The organism is Anoxybacillus sp. FSL W8-1294, assembly GCF_037965005.1.
Lineage (GTDB): Bacteria > Bacillota > Bacilli > Bacillales > Anoxybacillaceae > Anoxybacillus > Anoxybacillus flavithermus_G.
This window is the reverse complement of record NZ_CP150179.1, coordinates 2,460,627-2,478,102: the sequence shown is the minus strand read 5'-3', so window position 1 is coordinate 2,478,102 and position 17,476 is coordinate 2,460,627. Positions and strand designations below refer to the sequence as shown.

Sequence of the window (17,476 nt, the reverse complement as noted above, 5' to 3'; positions counted from 1 at the left end):
TCGTTCCTTTATTCATACATTGAATAAAGGAAAGGAGCGTGAACATATGATTGAGGTAAAACCGTTATGGATTAACGGAGAACCGTTTACAGCGATTTCTGTTCAGTTGCCTAAAACAACGTTATTAGCTGTTGCAAATGATAAAGGATACATTATGTGCGGGGCGTTAGATGTAGCGCTGTTAAACGAAAAATTGCGTGATCGCGGTATTGTCGCAGGAAGGGCGGTAGGGGTGCGAACAATTGACCAACTGTTAGAAGCACCGCTTGAGTCTGTCACTTTTGCGGCTGAACAATTAGGAATCTCACGTGGAATGAAAGGAAAAGACGCTTTGCTTCTCATGAAATAAAATAATAATCCCCTGCTTGATCGCATACATATAGCGTGAGAGGGGGGATTTTTGTTGTATCAACAATTGCGCAAAAGAAGAAAACCGCTACCCGTCCGTTATATTTTTTTAATCACGTTCGTTTTTTTTATTGTTTCGACTGTTGCGAGCCTTTGGTTCATTAATAGAGGGATTGAACCGACGCTTATGGCGATCGCCGAGAAAGAAACGCGCCGCCTAGCGAACTTAGTGATAAACAATGCGATTAGTCAACAAATTGCTGAGGACGATTTCAACGTCGAAAACTTTATTAAAATTGAAAAAGATGGGCAAGGAAAAATTTCGGCTATTGACTTTAATGCAACAGTAGTCAATCGTGTATTAGCAAAAACGACAAACCGCGTACAGCGAAATTTAAAAGCAGCATCGGAAGGAAAACTATCCGCGCTTGAGTTTCCAGACGTGCAAGTTGAAACGGAAATGGAAAAAGGGATTATTTATTATATCCCGCTCGGACAAGCAACAAACAACGTCTTATTAGGGAATTTAGGTCCGCGTATACCGGTTCGCTTTTACGTCATTGGGGACGTTCATTCGGATGTCAACAAAAATATTCGTCCATTTGGAATTAACAATGCTTTAATAGAAATAGCAATTCATATCGAAGTGAACGTGCAAATTATTATTCCATTTGCAACAAAAACAGCAACGATTCAAAACGACATTCCTGTCGCTATCCAAATTATTCAAGGCGAAGTTCCGCAATTTTACAATCAGGGAGGGGAAGGAAATACGTCGATTCAAATTCCTGTTAAATAATGAAAGCAATTAAAATGTACATGATGATCGGTATAGCTATGATTTAGAGGGTATCGCTCATGCAGTAAAGAAAAGCCGTCAATCATAAAAAAAGATGGGGCAAAATGCCTCATCTTTTTTTCATTCGTTCTTGTCTTTCCCACTGTTTTAAATAAGGATATGGATCGAACGACCATTCTGTATAGCCATTATCTTTATACATCCCATAATGAAGATGAGGTGGAAACTTACCTGACGTTCCGGGTGGCCCATAACCAGAGCTTCCGACTGAACCGATGAGCATGCCAGGTTCCACAATAGATCCTTCTTCTAAATTGTTGGCGAATCCGTTTAAATGTGCAAAGTAGTGGTACGTATTGTTGATGTCACGAATACCGATGCGCCAACCACCGTATTTGTTCCAACCTTTTAATTCAACGATGCCATAACATGTAGAACGAACCGGCGTGCCATAGTGAGCAAAAATGTCTGTTCCTTCATGAATGCGGCGCCCTCCCCACCCGCGTGCATCTCCCCATGTACTCCGATAGCTATATTCAAAGCGGCGCGGAATTGGGAAGGCATATTGATCGAGTTGTATTGTCCCAAAATGTTTATATAGCTTCACTTTTCCTAAAATGATATCGACGGTTTTGTTTCGCTCATAATAATCCCATAGCGCCATTTTTATATGCGTATGATCCGTGCCATATGATCGTAAAAAGCGAGCGAATGCAAATAATACGTCTTCATCGTTTGTCCGATCAGCGATACCGTCTCCATTTCCATCTATCCCTATGCCACCGAATTGGCTAATGGTAAACGGGTTTTGATCTTCTTGATTTTTGTTGAGTGGACCCGCCCAGCGTTCCGGGGGAATATAAATGCTAATTACTCCTGTTGGTTTCGGTAGATCTCTACGTGCTTGGCGAACACTTCGTTCATATTGATCAACAGCGGCGAAATAGTACCATGGAATGAAAGAAATCGCTTCGGCCTTTTTATAAAGTTCCATTCGCTTGTCATATAAATCATTTGGTGCAGCTGCAAATGCTTGAAACGGCACGAAAAGAAGAAAGATGATGCACCATAATGTTCTCACGCACTCTTGCTCCTTTCTCCGAAGTTCATATCATTAGTTTGGGGTAATCGACTGTTTTCATAAATAAAAAATGTTGGAAAAACAGTATGAGTAAAATGTTTGTGGGAGAAAAAAAGACAGGTTCCTGATTTGGTATAATAAGGAACCTGTCAGATATGTAAGCAAAATAGATGAAAAACGGGCTCTCCTCCTGGTAAGGTAGTAAGTGAGAAAAAAATACAACCAAAGAAAGGAGTGGAGCCCATGCAGGATTATATCACAAACGGCTTGACATTAAAAGAGATCGAACAGTCTTTATTTAGACATATGCAAAAACAATATGGTCATCTCCTTCAACAGGTGTTGGAGGAGATCGACCGCACATTGGCAGAACAGCGGGACAAGAAACGATATGCGCTCAAAGATAAGCGGACGATCCGACTCCAAACGCTATTTGGAGAGGTGGAAGTGAAGCGAAACTACTACTTTGACCGTGAAAAAAAGGTGTATACGTCTTTACTCGATGTCTTTCTTCAGTTCGATGGGGCGCATGGAGTGAGTCCGCTATTAGAGGAGACAGCGATTCATCTCGCCGTGACGGGTTCTTCGTATCGACAGGCTGCGCAGTCGCTTGAAAAGCTGGTGGGGTATGCATGTATGAGTCACGAAACGATTCGCCAGTCCATCATCGAGGCAGAGGTGGAAGGGCACCGTGCGATGGAGAAAAAAGGGCGCGTGTTTTTTATCGAAGCAGACGGGTTGTACGTGAAACGTCAACGAAGCCGCATCAAAGGAAAAGAAGAAAAGATCATCACGATTCACCAAGGATGGGAGAAAAACGGGAAACGCGTATCCTTAGTGAATCGACGGTATATGGTTCATCAAACGAATGAACCGATTTGGGAAGCTGTAGAGAATTTTCTGATGAAGGAATACAGCTATGATCCGTTTGAGGATTGGGTGGTCATCAATGGAGATGGAGCCCCATGGATTACAGCGTGTCGAGAATATTTCGGGGACAGGGGGTACTTTCAGCTTGATCGGTTCCATGTGGCAAGAGAGATTCGTCAATTGTTCCGAGGTCATGCGAGATATCGGGTGATTCGAAAGAAGTTAGCATCATGGGATGAAGAAGGTGTGTTACGAGAACTCACAAGTGCCATCGGTACGTTAGAACATGAGGAGAAGGAAAAGCAACTCGAGGCGCTTGTTCGTCGAATCGAGGAGATACCAGGATGTTTACGTGACTATCGCGTATGGTTGAAGGAAAAAGGGATTGACACGACAAACATGAGGGCGATGGGGAGTGCGGAAGGAACGATGCATGTGTTTGCGAAACGAAGTAAAAACGGTCGAAGTTGGAGGGATGCAGGGATTGAAGCGATGTTGCGAGCGATCGTCGCGATAAAAGATACGTTACTCATTCGGACACGCGATGGAGTGATGTATGGCGTGGAAGAACGAGAAGAAACGAAACGAGAAACGATCGTGAAAAAGGCACTGAAGCGCGTGCAAACGCAAATGACAGAAGTGGTACGAGATAACATCCCATACCTTCGCCAATCTTCAGGGACACCGATTTACGAGGCATTGCAAGCATTGAAAGGTTTTTAAAACGAGAGAAAACGCACATACCTACAGGATGAGAGTGAGTAAAAGCGCTTACATATAACGATTTTATAAAACCATATATAACCAAAAAAATCGGTCGAGAAAAAAATCTCCCACAAAGTCTTGACTCAAACGGAAAAACAAACTGTTTTGTATTGTAAGGCAATAACTCGTATAATGGGTAATGTACATTAACGAGTGGAGCGTGAAAAACATGTCAACAAAAGAACAGCACCTTCGCAAACCAGAATGGTTAAAAATAAAGTTAAATACGAACGAACATTATACAGGCTTAAAAAAAATGATGCGTGAAAAACAGTTGCATACTGTATGCGAAGAAGCACGTTGCCCAAATATTCATGAATGTTGGGCGGTTCGTCGAACAGCAACGTTTATGATTTTAGGGGACGTATGTACGCGTGCTTGCCGCTTTTGTGCCGTCAAAACAGGATTGCCTACTGAGTTAGACTGGCAAGAACCAGAGCGTGTTGCTGAATCCGTTCGTCTAATGAATTTAAAACATGTCGTTGTGACTGCTGTAGCGCGCGATGATTTAAAAGATGGTGGGGCAGCTGTATTTGCGGAGACAGTTCGCGCCATTCGTCGTAAAAATCCATTGACGACGATCGAAGTATTGCCGTCTGACATGGGTGGCGTGTATGAAAACTTAAAAACGTTAATGGACGCGCGGCCAGATATTTTGAACCATAATATTGAGACGGTTCGTCGCCTTACTCCACGTGTGCGTGCGCGTGCCACGTATGAACGTTCGCTCGAATTTTTACGCCGTGCAAAAGAAATGCAGCCGGACATTCCAACGAAATCTAGTTTAATGGTTGGACTTGGTGAAACAAAAGAAGAAATTTTAGAAGCTATGGACGATTTACGAGCCGTAGGAGTCAACATTTTAACGATTGGACAATATTTACAACCAACGAAAAAACATTTGAAAGTGGAGAAATATTATCATCCGCATGAGTTTATGGAATTAAAAGAGATTGCACTAGCGAAAGGATTTAGCCATTGTGAGTCCGGTCCGCTCGTTCGCTCTTCTTATCATGCGGATGAACAAGTACAATCAGCAAAGGCGGCGGAGTGAATGATGAAGGATGTCCCACTTCATTTGAGCGGGACATCCTTTTTTCTTATTGCATCATGTTCATTTCTTCGCGTTGCACGCCATTTTCGTTTTCCCCGCTACTTACTTTTCTTCCTTGTGGTGATTTAAGCATTTCTTTAATTGTCTGTTGTAAAATTTGATCGATATTTCGGCTATTAGCGTCTAAACGTCCGAAGCGCTCAATATCTTGAAACATGCGCGGATTGTCTGAAACATATACGTGATAATAACGTGGAACGACAGAAATCGCTGTTTTTTTCACTTGATCGGCTGTTTCAAAGCGATTTGTACTATCTGTTTTGTAAACGACGAACACTGTATCGTCTGTGACGAGCGTTCCAACGTCATAAACGTTCGGAAGCTGTGTACATAATTTGCTAATTAAGTCCGCAACGTTTTCACGGTTTAATACTGGAATGGTCGCATATTGTGTCGTGTCCCCTGGAATAGGACTTTTTTGATGACGGACGTAACCGAAATTAGTTAACCGTGAATCCATCCCATTTTTTACGCCATGTTCGTTATATAAATCGTTTCGTGAACGGACGTTAATGGTGGTTCCGCTTTTTTCATACAAAGATGTGGATTCATTCATTTGAGCACAGCCAGATAATAAAACGATAGTGCTAATCCCTGTCCATAACCATGTATTACGCAAAGTAACTCCCCCCTTCTTTTTTATTATTCGCTTTATGGAAAGGATCATAACGGTGATTGCCTGGGAGAAAGACATGTTTTATGATAGAAATGGGAAGAAGAGGTGAGAACTATGATTTGCGTTCATAATACATGTTACGAGCTCGTGGAAAATGTGCGTAACGGGTTCAATGAAGAAGCGTTTCGTGCTCGCTACACAGACATTTTAAATAAATATGACTACATTGTCGGTGATTGGGGATATAACCAACTTCGTTTGCGAGGCTTTTTTGATGACCATAATCAAAAGGCGACATATGATACGAAAATAAGTACGTTATCGGAATATTTGTTTGAATATTGTAATTTTGGATGTGCATATTTTGTGTTGCGGAAAGTGAAAAAATAGGTCAGAACACCTGACCTATTTTTTGTCAACTACCCCCACTTAGCTAACGCTTGAAGTGAGGGCTTGCAACTCCCCAGAAGTGCAAACGGACTTCGTCCTCCTTCCTTGACTTGGGGTTGCATCAGGGGCAGGTTGACGACTACCCAACGACGCAGGTCATGCCTGCATCGTTACCGATTCTCTCGGTGTGTCTGTTGGCAGTACTTGGCTTCCACACACAACAGACGGACCTACGCTCGATGTTTTACGGTTACAACGTTTCCTGTAACCAACTCCATACATCGAGTAGCAGTTATTGGAGTGCCTTTATTGAACGGTTTTCTCCACGCCTTTATTATATCATACACAAAAGAAAGGGGGAACGCGCATTCCTCTCCCACTTACTCCCTTTGGTCGTTGAAGTGGGAGTCTCCTGCGCGAAATAGGATGAATATGGTTGTTGTCCGTTCTCGTCTGGATCGTCATGAACGGGATGTGCCCCTGGATCTTGGCGTGGAATATTTTGATGAAGCGATTTGTACTCGTAATTAAATGCACTATAATATCGCTGTCCTTCTTGCCACGGGGTACTTTTATTTTGTACCGGCTCATGTTCACCACGCGGCGCGCCATATGGACCTTCAGGCAATGTCTCTGGAACGAGAAAATTTTTTCTTGCTTCTACCGTTGAAAAATCATGATATGTTTCATCGGTCATATGAACGCTTCCTTTCGTTTTTTACATAGCGTATCCTTTAACCGACGATTTCATGTAAAAAGTTTCGTAATTCGTTTGCTTCCTCTTCATTGATATTGTATGCATGTTCAATATATCCTGGTTCTTGTAAGTCGTCTGAACCGATAATGGCAAACCGGTTACTTTGTAAATCAAGGACAAGCACTTTCCCATAAAAACGGTCTGTTTGGACGATCGCTAAATCAAACCGTTCATTTTTTCCAACGAAGCTAACAAAACGTGTTTTCGTATCGACTGTGTCATCATATAAAAAGAAACGCTCCATATTCAAACCTCCGTATGTTTTTGTTTGCTTCTTCATCTTAACAAATTTCTGATAGATGTGTAAAAGAAAGCGCTATGATACAATAAAATAAAACACTGAGGGGAAGATGGATGATGTATTTTGTTGATCGTCAAAAAATCGAAAAAACATTGCAATATATGGAGCAAATCGTTCGTTATGTGGAACAACCGTTTCATACACCGATCGAGAAACTCGCGCTTGAGCGCATTGCACATGTCATTATTGAATCTATTATTGATGTAGGAAATGCCATGATTGATGGTTTTATTATGCGCGATCCAGGGAGTTATGAGGACATTATTGATATTTTAGTCGATGAACGTGTCCTTTCAGCTGAAGATGGAGAAGCGCTAAAACAAATCATTCATTTCCGTAAAAAGCTCGTTCAACAATACATCGATGTGCCGCATGACGAATTGTTGGAAGTGTTGCAACGTCATAAGCATGTTCTTCATTCTTTTCCGCATGCTATTCGCACATACTTACATGATGAACTAGGCCCAGTGTCTGCCTTTTTAAACGAAAATGTTTAAAAATTGTGCGTATAGGGAAAATCGTTTAAAATGGAAGAGGGTGAAAATTGATGCGAAAAAAAACCTCTTCTACAAAAGAGCAAATTTTAAAAATGTTAAAAGTGCAGAAACGGTTGACTGTCGGTGAAATGGCGGAACAATTGCAAATTACAGAAATGGCTGTCCGCCGTCATTTAAGTGCATTAGAGCGTGAAGAATTGATTGAATCGACGCTTGTTCGTCAGCCGATGGGAAGGCCGACGAACGTATATGAGTTGAGCGCAAAAGGACATCAGCGTTTCCCGCGTCATTATCAACAAACGATGCTTGATTTTTTAGCTGATTTAGAACAGATGGGCGGGAAACAAATTGTAGCAGATTTGTTTCAAAATCGACAAGAGCGAATGAGAAAACTATACGAACAACAATTTGGTGATAAATCGTTTGATGAAAAAATAAAAGAACTTGTGGCGGTACAAAATGAGCACGGATATATGTCAGAGTTGTTACAGTACGATGACGGTTCATTCGAGTTAGTGGAACATAACTGTCCGATTGCAGAGGTTGCCCAAGCGTATCCGATTGCTTGTGAGTGCGAACGAAAGTTGTTTGAGACGCTTATTCACGAGGCGGACATTGTGCCAAAAACATGTTTAGCTGATGGGGATGATGCGTGTCGTTACCATATTAAGCGAAAAAAATGAACAATCGTTGACAGTTGCTGCTCTCTTTTTGACAAAAATAGTTGTTTTGCGTTAAAGTTTGAACGTGCAAGTTGTCAAAAGGAGTGGCAAAAGTGAAAACGTATAAAGGATATTTAATTGATTTAGATGGTACGATGTATCGCGGGACCGAACGAATTGAAGAGGCGTGTGCGTTTGTGCATCGTCTTCATGAAAAGGGTATTCCGTATTTGTTTGTCACGAATAATTCTTCACGCACGCCAGAACAAGTAGCTGAAAAGCTACGGAATTTTGGCATCCCTGCAACGAAAGAGCAAGTATTTACAACAAGTCAAGCAACGGCCAATTACATTTATGAAAAGAAGCCGAATGCTTCTGTGTATGTGATTGGAGAAGATGGCATTCGTCGAGCGCTTGAAGAAAAAGGGTTTACATTTGCGAATGAAGATGCAGAAGTTGTTGTAATGGGCATTGATCGCAGCATTAATTATGAAAAATTAGCGATCGCTTGCTTAGCTGTTCGCAACGGAGCGATGTTTATTTCGACAAATGGAGACATCGCGATTCCGACAGAGCGTGGACTGTTACCAGGAAACGGTTCACTTACATCTGTTGTCGCTGTATCGACACAGACGAAACCGATTTTTATTGGGAAGCCAGAAAAAATTATTATGGAACAGGCGCTTGACGTGCTCGGTGTGCCAAAAGAAGAAACGTTAATGATCGGGGATAACTATGATACAGATATTATGGCGGGAATGAATGCCGGAATAGATACGCTCCTCGTTCATACAGGCGTGACGACGAAAGAAATGTTACAAACGTATGACCGACAACCGACATATGTCGTCGATTCGTTAAAGGAATGGATGGAACGTATATGAAAGAGGCTAACCCTAAAACGCAAATGCGTCTCGGGGTTAGCCTTGCTTTTTTAGTATTACAGTTTATATTGGCTATCGCTGAAGGAAAAACAATCGTTTATTCAACGTGGGCGGCGCGATGTGCTAAACGACTTGAAGCGGCAGCAGCAATCGCTCCAACGATATCATCTAAAAATGTATGACAGTAACCTGAAGATTTATCATTTAATTGTTTTAAAATACCCGGTTTTTGTTTATCGATGTAACCGTAATTCGTAAAACCAATGGAACCATATACGTTAACGATGGACAGAGCTAAAATTTCATCGACGCCATACAGTCCTTCGTCTTTTGCGATAAACGATTGAAGAGGTTCTTCCAACAATCCTTTTTCCGCTAAAATATCGAGCTGAATGCCGGTAAATAGCGCATTTTGCACTTCGCGTTTTGCGATGACTCGATTGACGTTATGAATACATTCGTCCATTTGTAAGTCAGGATGATATTTAGATTGTAAATAATAAACGAGTTCCGCAATATGTTCGATGGTTACCCCGCGATCTGCAAGCCATTGTCGTGCAATTTGCTCCATTTTTCCTATTTTCTTTTCCTCCATCCAACTTCACCTATTTCATTTTTTGTTTTTTACAATGTATGTGTTTTTTTATGAAACGTGCGTTTATTTCCTCTCTCATATGAAGTTTATACGTATTTTTTAAACATATACATGAAAGAAGGAGGGATGTGCATGGATTATTATTTTCGTGTCGATCATATGGAAACAAAAAATGATCGTCTTCTCGTTCGAAGTGGAAACGATATATATGTCGCCGTGCCAACAAATGAGAAAGAAAACGACATACAGCAATTATATTACATGGCGATGTATATGCGAGCACAAGGTGATGAAACGATTGCAACGTTGCTTCCGACGAAGACAGGTCGATTTGTTGGGCAGTTGCAAGGGATGCGAGTGAGTGTATGGAAGATGGGAAAGCGAAATGAAACAGACGATTTAGCACAACAGATGGCATTATTTCATCAGCGCGGGCGCACATATCCGTATGATGTTTCCACAAGAAACAGATTCGGTCAATGGAACGAGCTATGGGGGCAACGCATTGATCAATTAGAACAGTTTTGGCAATGGCAAGTGAGGTCGTCTGAAAAAAATGAAATGGACGAATTGTTTATTGAGACATTTCCGTATTACTTAGGCTTAGCCGAAAATGCGATTCAGTATGTCGTAGATACCCAATTAGATGAAGTTCCAATGCGTAGCGATATGCGAACCATTTGTCATGAACAATTTGCGCCTGAAGCATGGGAGATGGGGAAAATACCGACGGATTGGGTGTGTGATCATGCGGGTCGCGATATAGCAGAATGGATAAGAAAGCAATGGCTTATGAAACAAGTAGACGGAACGATTACGCATTTTTTACGGACGTATGAACGGGTGCAAACACTTAGTCGCTTTTCTTGGCGGATGATTTATGCTCGCTTACTATTCCCGCTTCATTATTTTCAAGCAATTGAAAACTATTACGGAACAGCAGGAGACATAAGACAAGGCTATGAACAGCAATTGAGACAAGTGTTTGAAGAGAGTGATATGTATGAACAAAAACTTCGCCATTTTCATGACATGACTACTGTTTCCATTCCTCGTCTTGACTGGTTATAAATGTGCTACAATAAAACGGAGGACAATGTGCGAAAGGGGTTAAAAAGATGGGAAGACCGTATGTGTTTATTACAAGAAAATTACCGGACGATATTGTTGCTCCGTTATGTGACAAATATGATGTGAACATGTGGCCGCATAAGGACATCGCTGTGCCGCGCGACGTATTGCTTGAGGAAGCGAGCAAGGCAGAAGCGTTAATTACAATGCTATCTGATCGCATTGATGAGGAGCTGTTGAAGCAAAGTCCGAAGCTTCGCGTGGTGGCAAATGTGGCGGTCGGCTACGACAATATCGACGTAGAGGCAGCAAAAACATATGGAGTTATCGTTTGTAACACCCCCGATGTGTTAACAGAAACGACAGCAGATTTAACATTTGCTTTACTGCTAGCAACAGCGAGACGATTAATTGAAGCAACAGAGTTTATAAAAAGAGGAGAATGGAAAAGTTGGAGCCCGCTGTTACTTGCCGGGACAGATGTTCACCATAAAACGATTGGAATTGTCGGTATGGGGAAAATCGGGCAAGCTGTTGCGCATCGAGCGAAAGGGTTTTATATGCGCGTGTTATACTATAATCGTTCACGAAATATTGAAGCGGAACAAACGCTTGGTGCAACGTATTGTTCGTTTGACGAGTTGCTTGAGCAAGCGGATTTTGTTGTCTGTTTAACTCCTTTAACGAACGAAACGTATCAATTGTTTAATCGTGAAGCATTTATGAAAATGAAGCGGTCGGCCATTTTTGTTAACGCAGGTCGTGGAGCGGTTGTTGATGAAAAAGCGCTGTATGATGCATTAATTGACGGACAAATTGCTGGTGCAGGATTAGATGTATTTGTAGAAGAACCGATTCAGTCGGATCACCCACTTTTACAATTGCCTAACGTTGTTGCACTACCACATATCGGAAGTGCAACGAAGGAGACGAGATATGCAATGATGCATGTATGTTGCCGCAATGTGATGGCCGTCTTGGAAGGAAAAGAACCATATACACCTGTGCGTTAGAGCCAAAGGGCTCTTTTTTTATTTTTTTAGAAAATTTTTAAACATAAAACGTTTTCATATGATACGATAGTGAAAATAAGGATTGTAAATGAAGCGGAGATGTCCTATAATGTCTACTATATAAAAACAAATGTTCACTACAGGAAAACAAGAGGTGGGGAAGATGGTAAAAAGCGTGTCAGTCGGATTATTAGGATTAGGAACGGTTGGTAGTGGTGTTGTCAAAATCATTGAAAACCATCAAGATAAATTGATGCATCAAGTCGGTTGCCCTGTAGAAATTAAAAAGGTTGCGGTGCGTGATCGCGATAAAAAAAGAGATGTCGCTTTGCCGGAGGCGGTATTAACGACAAATGTAGAAGAAGTGATTCATGATCCGGACATTGATGTTGTCATTGAAGTGATGGGAGGCGTCGAAGAGACGCGTCAATATATACTAACGGCATTAAAAAATGGGAAGCATGTCATCACAGCGAATAAAGATTTAATGGCATTATACGGTACAGAGTTGCTCTCCGTTGCGTCTGAGTACGGTTGTGACTTATTTTATGAAGCAAGTGTAGCAGGAGGCATTCCAATTTTACGCAGCCTTGTGGACGGATTAGCTTCTGACCGTATTACGAAAATGATGGGGATTGTCAACGGAACGACAAATTACATTTTAACAAAAATGAGCAAATTTAATCGGCCATATGAAGAAGTATTAGCGGAGGCGCAAGCGCTTGGTTATGCGGAAGCAGATCCAACGTCAGATGTGGAAGGATTAGATGCAGCACGGAAAATGGCAATTTTAGCTCGGCTTGGCTTTTCGATGAATATTGATTTACAAGATGTGTACGTAAAAGGGATTACTGGGATTACGGAAGAAGATTTAAACTATAGCAAACGACTCGGTTATACAATGAAATTAATCGGTATTGCCCATCGAGACGGCGATAAAGTTGAAGTGAGTGTACAACCGACGTTGTTGCCAGAGACGCATCCACTTGCGTCTGTAAACGATGAATATAATGCAGTTTACGTTTACGGTGAGGCGGTTGGCGAGACGATGTTTTACGGTCCGGGGGCAGGAAGTTTGCCGACAGCGACATCCGTCGTATCCGATCTCGTTGCTGTCGTGAAAAATATGCGTCTTGGGGTGAATGGAAGAAGTGCAGTTACTCCGCAATACGATAAGCAGTTAAAAGACGATAGCGAAATATACTCGAAATATTTTTTACGCATTCATGTGAAAGATCAAGTCGGGGCGTTTGCAAAAATTACATCGCTCTTTTCGGAAAGAGGAGTGAGCTTTGAAAAAATTTTACAATTGCCATTAAATCAAAAAGATTTAGCTGAAATTGTACTCGTTACACACCAAGCATCGTTAAAAGACTATCGTGATGTATTGCAGCAGTTGAGAGATTTAGAAGTCGTCGAAAAAGTGAAAAGCTCGTATCGCGTAGAAGGGGAAGGTGCATTGTAATGTGGAAAGGGTTGTTACATCATTATCGTGACTATTTGCCAGTGACCGATCAAACGCCGCTGTTATCGTTAAATGAAGGGAATACACCACTTATCCCGCTTGTTCACTTATCAGAAAAACTCGGTGTGGAATTATACGTTAAAACAGAGGGGGCAAACCCAACAGGATCATTTAAAGATCGCGGAATGGTGATGGCTGTCGCTAAGGCAAAGGAAGAAGGAAGCGATACGATCATTTGTGCTTCGACAGGAAATACGTCTGCGGCAGCAGCAGCTTATGCTGCGAGGGCGAATATGCGCTGTATTATTATCATTCCTGATGGGAAAATTGCGCTTGGGAAGTTGGCACAAGCGGTTATGTATGGAGCGGAAATTGTTGCAATTCAAGGAAATTTCGATCATGCATTAAAAATGGTGCGCCGTTTGAGTGAGTTGGCTCCAGTCACGCTTGTTAATTCGGTCAATCCGTATCGCATCGAAGGACAAAAAACAGCCGCTTTTGAAATTTGTGAGCAACTCGGGGAGGCGCCAGATATTCTTGCCATACCAGTTGGAAATGCAGGAAATATTACAGCTTATTGGAAAGGGTTTAAGCAATTTCATGAAAAGCATGGCACAAAATTACCAGAAATGCGCGGATTTGAAGCGGAAGGGGCGGCAGCGATTGTACGTAATAAAGTGATCGAAAATCCTGAAACGATTGCGACAGCGATTCGCATTGGTAATCCAGCTAGTTGGGAATACGCTGTTCAAGCTGCCAACGAATCAGGTGGAAAAATCGATGAGGTAACAGATGAACAAATTTTGGAGGCGTACCGTTTGCTTGCGCGCGAAGAAGGAATTTTTGCAGAGCCTGCTTCGTGTGCATCGATAGCTGGTGTGATGAAGCAAGTGGCAAGTGGTGAAATTAAAAAAGGCAGCCGTATTGTTGCGGTGCTAACTGGAAACGGATTGAAAGATCCGAATGTAGCGATGGAAGCGATGAAAGTTCACCCGATCGTCTTGCCGAATGATGAGGAAGCGGTGTTTGCGCATATTCAAGGAGCTGTTCTTCAATGAATGATGGGGAGATGTTAAAAATTGTCGTTCCAGGAAGCACAGCCAACCTCGGTCCTGGCTTTGACTCGATCGGATTAGCGGTATCGTTACATTTAACATTGGAAGTCGTGCGTGCAGAATCGTGGGGATTTATCCCAAAAACAGATGAAGTAAAAAGCATTCCAACCGATGAAAGTAATCTAATTTATCAAGTAGCAAGTAAATTAGCAAGCGAGTATGGTGTAACGTTGCCGCCTTGTCATGTATTTGTCTCAAGCAATATTCCTTTTACACGCGGTCTCGGAAGTAGTGCTGCGGCGATTGTGGCGGCTATTGAGTTGGCAAATGAAATTGGACGTCTCCGTTTGTCGCAAGAAGAGAAAATGAGGATAGCGAGTGTATACGAAGGGCATCCTGATAATGTTGGCGCCTCTTTGTATGGGGGGTTAGTAATTGGTAGCTATGTAAAAGAACGTACGCATGTTGTGCACGTACCGCACATCCCGATAGATCTCATTGCGGTCATTCCGACGTATGAACTGGAGACGAAAAAATCTCGTACCGTTCTTCCGAGTGAGTTCACACGTGCGCAGGCAGTAGAGGCGAGTGCGGTTGGAAATGTGCTCGTTGCCGCATTGCTTACACAAAACTGGTCACTGGCAGGTGAGATGATGGATGCGGATCTTTTTCACCAGCCATATCGGGAGCGTCTCGTACCTGAATTGAAACGAGTGCGTGTCGTGGCGAAGCGGAGTGGAGCATTCGGTGTCGCATTAAGTGGTGCTGGTCCGACGGTGCTATGTTTTGCGGAACGAGGGCAAGGAGAGAAAGTATATCATGCGTTGAAAGTGGCGTTTCCATATAGCGATGTTCGGATGTTGTCAGTAGAGGAGACAGGTAGCTCTGTATATAAAATGGCGTTAGAGAAATGAAAAGGGTGCCCAATCATTTTTTGGACACCCTTTTTGCTGTTAGAACACTTGTTCAACTTCAACAATGCCAGGAACTTCTTCAAGCAATGCGCGCTCAATTCCCGCTTTTAACGTAATCGTTGAGCTTGGGCAGCTTCCGCAAGCGCCGAGAAGGCGAAGTTTAACAACGCCATCTTCCACATCAACTAATTCGCAATCTCCGCCATCGCGAAGTAAAAATGGACGAAGTTTATCTAATACTTCTTGCACTTGTTGTTTAATATCTTGATCTGTCATTTTCATCGACTCCTTTCACTAATTTTATTATAATCATCATGATGAAAAAAATCTATTCACGTTACTTAACTTTTTTCCGGGGGAGAGAGTCAACTACCCCCACTTAGCTAACGCTTGAAGTGAGGGCTTGCAACTCCCCAGAAGTGCAAACGGACTTCTTCCTCCTTCCTTGACTTGGGGTTGCATCAGGGGCAGGTTGACGACTACCCAACGACGCAGGTCATGCCTGCATCGTTACCGATTCTCTCGGTGTGTCTGTTGGCAGTACTTGGCTTCCACACACAACAGACGGACCTACGCTCGATGTTTTACGGTTACAACGTTTCCTGTAACCAACTCCATACATCGAGTAGCAGTTATTGGAGTGCCTTTATTGAACGGTTTTCTCCACGCCTTTATTATATCATACACAAAAGAAAGGGGGAACGCGCATTCCTCTCCCACTTACTCCCTTTGGTCGTTGAAGTGGGAGTCTCCTGCGCGAAATAGGATGAATATGATTGAAATATGTGTGTACGGAGCAGATACAGTTTGTGCTTCTTGTGTCGGTGCCCCGTCATCAAAAGATACGTATGAATGGATTCAAGCTGCAGTTTCACGAAAATATCCGAATCATGCGTTTCAGTTCGTTTATGTTGATATTTTTTCGCCACCGGAAGATGATGAAAAGCGTCAGTTTGCGCAAAAAGTAATCGACGAAGATTTATTTTATCCGGTTGTCGTTATTGATGGTGAGATTGTTGACGAAGGAAATCCGAAATTAAAAAACATTTATGAAGCGATTGAAAAAAGGGCGGAGTAATTCGCCCTTCATCTCAATATCCGTTATGGTACTTATACATCCATAAAACACCTGATTTTAGAAGGCGTGGGACGCGACCGGTTAGTGGACGATCAGCAACGAGACCAAATCCATGCTTTTTGCCTAATGATCCTAAAACGCCTTTTAATTTAATTGGTGGAAATTCGCTTGGTGGTTCTTCGCCTTTCCACCGCTTTTGCAACACTTGGGCGATTTGTTCTGCCTGACCTTCAGCAAGTTGAGCGCTCGGGGCATGTGGTAAACTTGCACAGTCCCCAACGACGTATACATTTTCTATATTCGGTATGTGATGTCTAGGTGTTAACACAACACGTCCTTGATTGTCTTTTTCAACATTCAGTTCGCGAACGACGCGATTCGGTTGAATGCCGGCAGTCCACACAATCGCATCACAGTGGATAGCTTCATCGTGGTTATACAACGTATGTTCTTCGACTTTTGTAATATTGGATTGGCGAATAAGCTCAACACCATGTGAATGAAACCATTGTTCTACGTAATGACTTAGCCGTTCAGGGAACATAGACAAAATACGTGTGCCGCGATCAAACAGTTTCACGTGTAAATCTGGACGACTCTCTACTAGCTCGCTTGCCAACTCCACACCGCTTAATCCAGCTCCAACGACGCCGACAATGCTATGCGGTGGGAGATTGCTTAGCTTTTGGTACGTTTCTCTTGCTTTATCGATAGTTTGAATGCTATAAGTAAAAATGTCTGCACCGGGGACACCGTGATATTTGTCTTCACAACCTAATCCGATGACTAAGTCATCGTACGAAATACACGTCCCATCTTGAAGGTGAACCACTTCGTGATGAAGATCAATTTTTTGAACCTCACCAAACACATAAGAGAGGCGAGGGTGTTCTGGAAATGGGACGCGAATGTGCTGGTCACTAATCGTTCCAGCAGCTAAAGCATAATACTCTGTTTTTAAACAATGATATGGAACGCGATCAATTAGCGTAACACGAATATGTTCTGGTAAATTTGGAAGGATGCGGAGTAGTATACGCATATTTCCGTATCCGCCGCCAAGTAGCACGAGGTTTCTCATGGAAGCTTTCCCCTTTTGATAAAATTCGACCATTAAAAGTATAACGAAATTGTGACAAAATAACAACATTTTTTCGAGAAACATGAATGATTAAGGTGTTTTTTTGACAGTAATATTACA

The 17,476-nt window shown here is 42.3% G+C and carries 20 protein-coding genes and 1 pseudogene; 14 read left to right on the top strand and 7 right to left on the bottom strand.

The window, feature by feature from the left end:
* Positions 1 to 46: 46 nt before the first annotated feature.
* Both NSQ23_RS13475 and yunB read left to right on the top strand, forming a co-directional pair.
* Positions 47 to 349, top strand: coding sequence for a DUF1805 domain-containing protein (locus NSQ23_RS13475; RefSeq protein ID WP_004892392.1), 303 nt, complete (start codon positions 47 to 49; stop codon positions 347 to 349).
* Positions 350 to 400: 51 nt separating this feature from the next.
* The gene (gene yunB / locus NSQ23_RS13470) at positions 401 to 1,147 is read left to right on the top strand and encodes a sporulation protein YunB (RefSeq protein WP_004892389.1); all 747 of its coding nucleotides are present in this window, start codon (positions 401 to 403) and stop codon (positions 1,145 to 1,147) included.
* Between the two features lie 109 nt (positions 1,148 to 1,256).
* Here the strand turns inward: yunB and NSQ23_RS13465 are convergent, their stop codons facing one another.
* Positions 1,257 to 2,228: a M23 family metallopeptidase gene (locus NSQ23_RS13465; protein WP_004892387.1), complete on the bottom strand. Its 972-nt coding sequence runs from the start codon at positions 2,226 to 2,228 to the stop codon at positions 1,257 to 1,259.
* Positions 2,229 to 2,471: 243 nt separating this feature from the next.
* On the opposite strand from NSQ23_RS13465, the gene NSQ23_RS13460 reads away from it, so the two are divergent.
* Together NSQ23_RS13460 and lipA are read left to right on the top strand one after the other, a co-directional pair.
* Positions 2,472 to 3,821 (top strand): ISLre2 family transposase, encoded by a 1,350-nt coding sequence (locus NSQ23_RS13460; RefSeq protein WP_075039588.1) that lies wholly within the window; start codon positions 2,472 to 2,474, stop codon positions 3,819 to 3,821.
* 211 nt (positions 3,822 to 4,032) lie between these two features.
* A complete protein-coding gene (gene lipA / locus NSQ23_RS13455; protein ID WP_064213863.1) occupies positions 4,033 to 4,917 on the top strand; it encodes a lipoyl synthase in 885 nt (294 codons plus the stop codon).
* Between the two features lie 46 nt (positions 4,918 to 4,963).
* On the opposite strand, the gene NSQ23_RS13450 is transcribed toward lipA, so the two are convergent.
* Entirely contained in the window at positions 4,964 to 5,596 is a 633-nt protein-coding gene (locus NSQ23_RS13450; RefSeq protein ID WP_004892383.1) for a YhcN/YlaJ family sporulation lipoprotein, read from the bottom strand.
* A 111-nt stretch (positions 5,597 to 5,707) separates the two neighbouring features.
* On the opposite strand from NSQ23_RS13450, the gene NSQ23_RS13445 reads away from it, so the two are divergent.
* A complete protein-coding gene (locus NSQ23_RS13445; protein ID WP_004892381.1) occupies positions 5,708 to 5,983 on the top strand; it encodes a YutD-like domain-containing protein in 276 nt (91 codons plus the stop codon).
* A gap of 427 nt (positions 5,984 to 6,410) precedes the next feature.
* Here NSQ23_RS13445 and NSQ23_RS13440 read toward each other — a convergent pair.
* Positions 6,411 to 6,680 (bottom strand): annotated as a pseudogene (locus NSQ23_RS13440) (cytosolic protein); the annotation flags it as partial.
* Between the two features lie 37 nt (positions 6,681 to 6,717).
* Positions 6,718 to 7,020: a DUF3055 domain-containing protein gene (locus tag NSQ23_RS13435; protein ID WP_004892371.1), complete on the bottom strand. Its 303-nt coding sequence runs from the start codon at positions 7,018 to 7,020 to the stop codon at positions 6,718 to 6,720.
* Positions 7,021 to 7,097: 77 nt separating this feature from the next.
* On the opposite strand from NSQ23_RS13435, the gene NSQ23_RS13430 reads away from it, so the two are divergent.
* From NSQ23_RS13430 to NSQ23_RS13420, 3 genes are all read left to right on the top strand, one after another.
* Positions 7,098 to 7,538, top strand: coding sequence for a DUF86 domain-containing protein (locus tag NSQ23_RS13430; protein ID WP_004892369.1), 441 nt, complete (start codon positions 7,098 to 7,100; stop codon positions 7,536 to 7,538).
* 50 nt (positions 7,539 to 7,588) lie between these two features.
* Positions 7,589 to 8,221, top strand: coding sequence for a metalloregulator ArsR/SmtB family transcription factor (locus tag NSQ23_RS13425; RefSeq protein WP_339171318.1), 633 nt, complete (start codon positions 7,589 to 7,591; stop codon positions 8,219 to 8,221).
* A 92-nt stretch (positions 8,222 to 8,313) separates the two neighbouring features.
* Entirely contained in the window at positions 8,314 to 9,084 is a 771-nt protein-coding gene (locus tag NSQ23_RS13420; RefSeq protein ID WP_004892363.1) for a TIGR01457 family HAD-type hydrolase, read from the top strand.
* Between the two features lie 97 nt (positions 9,085 to 9,181).
* Here NSQ23_RS13420 and NSQ23_RS13415 read toward each other — a convergent pair whose 3' ends face one another.
* A complete protein-coding gene (locus NSQ23_RS13415; RefSeq protein WP_004892362.1) occupies positions 9,182 to 9,679 on the bottom strand; it encodes a phosphatidylglycerophosphatase A in 498 nt (165 codons plus the stop codon).
* 132 nt (positions 9,680 to 9,811) lie between these two features.
* Here NSQ23_RS13415 and yutH point away from each other — a divergent pair, with 132 nt between their 5' ends.
* From yutH to thrB, 5 genes are all read left to right on the top strand, one after another.
* The gene (gene yutH / locus NSQ23_RS13410; RefSeq protein ID WP_339171313.1) at positions 9,812 to 10,750 is read left to right on the top strand and encodes a spore coat putative kinase YutH; all 939 of its coding nucleotides are present in this window, start codon (positions 9,812 to 9,814) and stop codon (positions 10,748 to 10,750) included.
* Between the two features lie 47 nt (positions 10,751 to 10,797).
* A complete protein-coding gene (locus NSQ23_RS13405) occupies positions 10,798 to 11,763 on the top strand; it encodes a D-glycerate dehydrogenase (RefSeq protein WP_339171310.1) in 966 nt (321 codons plus the stop codon).
* Positions 11,764 to 11,926: 163 nt separating this feature from the next.
* A complete protein-coding gene (locus NSQ23_RS13400; RefSeq protein WP_339171307.1) occupies positions 11,927 to 13,228 on the top strand; it encodes a homoserine dehydrogenase in 1,302 nt (433 codons plus the stop codon).
* A complete protein-coding gene (gene thrC, locus NSQ23_RS13395; protein WP_339171304.1) occupies positions 13,228 to 14,286 on the top strand; it encodes a threonine synthase in 1,059 nt (352 codons plus the stop codon). Before NSQ23_RS13400 ends, thrC begins: the two co-directional genes overlap by 1 nt.
* On the top strand, positions 14,283 to 15,197 hold the full coding sequence (gene thrB, locus NSQ23_RS13390) for a homoserine kinase (protein ID WP_339171301.1): 915 nt from the start codon (positions 14,283 to 14,285) through the stop codon (positions 15,195 to 15,197). The genes thrC and thrB overlap by 4 nt, the downstream gene beginning before the upstream one ends.
* A 39-nt stretch (positions 15,198 to 15,236) precedes the next feature.
* Here the strand turns inward: thrB and NSQ23_RS13385 are convergent, their stop codons facing one another.
* Complete coding sequence (locus NSQ23_RS13385; protein WP_339171299.1) at positions 15,237 to 15,473, bottom strand: NifU family protein; 237 nt, start codon at positions 15,471 to 15,473, stop codon at positions 15,237 to 15,239.
* Positions 15,474 to 15,969: 496 nt separating this feature from the next.
* Here NSQ23_RS13385 and NSQ23_RS13380 point away from each other — a divergent pair, with 496 nt between their 5' ends.
* Positions 15,970 to 16,275, top strand: coding sequence for a YuzD family protein (locus tag NSQ23_RS13380; RefSeq protein WP_339174422.1), 306 nt, complete (start codon positions 15,970 to 15,972; stop codon positions 16,273 to 16,275).
* 13 nt (positions 16,276 to 16,288) lie between these two features.
* Here NSQ23_RS13380 and NSQ23_RS13375 read toward each other — a convergent pair whose 3' ends face one another.
* Positions 16,289 to 17,356 (bottom strand): NAD(P)/FAD-dependent oxidoreductase, encoded by a 1,068-nt coding sequence (locus tag NSQ23_RS13375; RefSeq protein ID WP_339171296.1) that lies wholly within the window; start codon positions 17,354 to 17,356, stop codon positions 16,289 to 16,291.
* Between the last annotated feature and the right edge of the window lie 120 nt (positions 17,357 to 17,476).

Coding starts and splice junctions, on each gene's coding strand:
- NSQ23_RS13385 (WP_339171299.1), bottom strand. CDS start 15,473: ATGACAGATCAAGATATTAAACAACAAGTGCAAGAAGTATTAGATAAA.
- NSQ23_RS13375 (WP_339171296.1), bottom strand. CDS start 17,356: ATGAGAAACCTCGTGCTACTTGGCGGCGGATACGGAAATATGCGTATA.
- lipA (WP_064213863.1), top strand. CDS start 4,033: ATGTCAACAAAAGAACAGCACCTTCGCAAACCAGAATGGTTAAAAATA.
- NSQ23_RS13380 (WP_339174422.1), top strand. CDS start 15,970: ATGATTGAAATATGTGTGTACGGAGCAGATACAGTTTGTGCTTCTTGT.
- NSQ23_RS13415 (WP_004892362.1), bottom strand. CDS start 9,679: ATGGAGGAAAAGAAAATAGGAAAAATGGAGCAAATTGCACGACAATGG.
- NSQ23_RS13460 (WP_075039588.1), top strand. CDS start 2,472: ATGCAGGATTATATCACAAACGGCTTGACATTAAAAGAGATCGAACAG.
- thrB (WP_339171301.1), top strand. CDS start 14,283: ATGAATGATGGGGAGATGTTAAAAATTGTCGTTCCAGGAAGCACAGCC.
- thrC (WP_339171304.1), top strand. CDS start 13,228: ATGTGGAAAGGGTTGTTACATCATTATCGTGACTATTTGCCAGTGACC.
- NSQ23_RS13475 (WP_004892392.1), top strand. CDS start 47: ATGATTGAGGTAAAACCGTTATGGATTAACGGAGAACCGTTTACAGCG.
- yutH (WP_339171313.1), top strand. CDS start 9,812: ATGGATTATTATTTTCGTGTCGATCATATGGAAACAAAAAATGATCGT.
- NSQ23_RS13445 (WP_004892381.1), top strand. CDS start 5,708: ATGATTTGCGTTCATAATACATGTTACGAGCTCGTGGAAAATGTGCGT.
- NSQ23_RS13430 (WP_004892369.1), top strand. CDS start 7,098: ATGTATTTTGTTGATCGTCAAAAAATCGAAAAAACATTGCAATATATG.
- NSQ23_RS13400 (WP_339171307.1), top strand. CDS start 11,927: ATGGTAAAAAGCGTGTCAGTCGGATTATTAGGATTAGGAACGGTTGGT.
- NSQ23_RS13425 (WP_339171318.1), top strand. CDS start 7,589: ATGCGAAAAAAAACCTCTTCTACAAAAGAGCAAATTTTAAAAATGTTA.
- NSQ23_RS13405 (WP_339171310.1), top strand. CDS start 10,798: ATGGGAAGACCGTATGTGTTTATTACAAGAAAATTACCGGACGATATT.
- NSQ23_RS13435 (WP_004892371.1), bottom strand. CDS start 7,020: ATGAAGAAGCAAACAAAAACATACGGAGGTTTGAATATGGAGCGTTTC.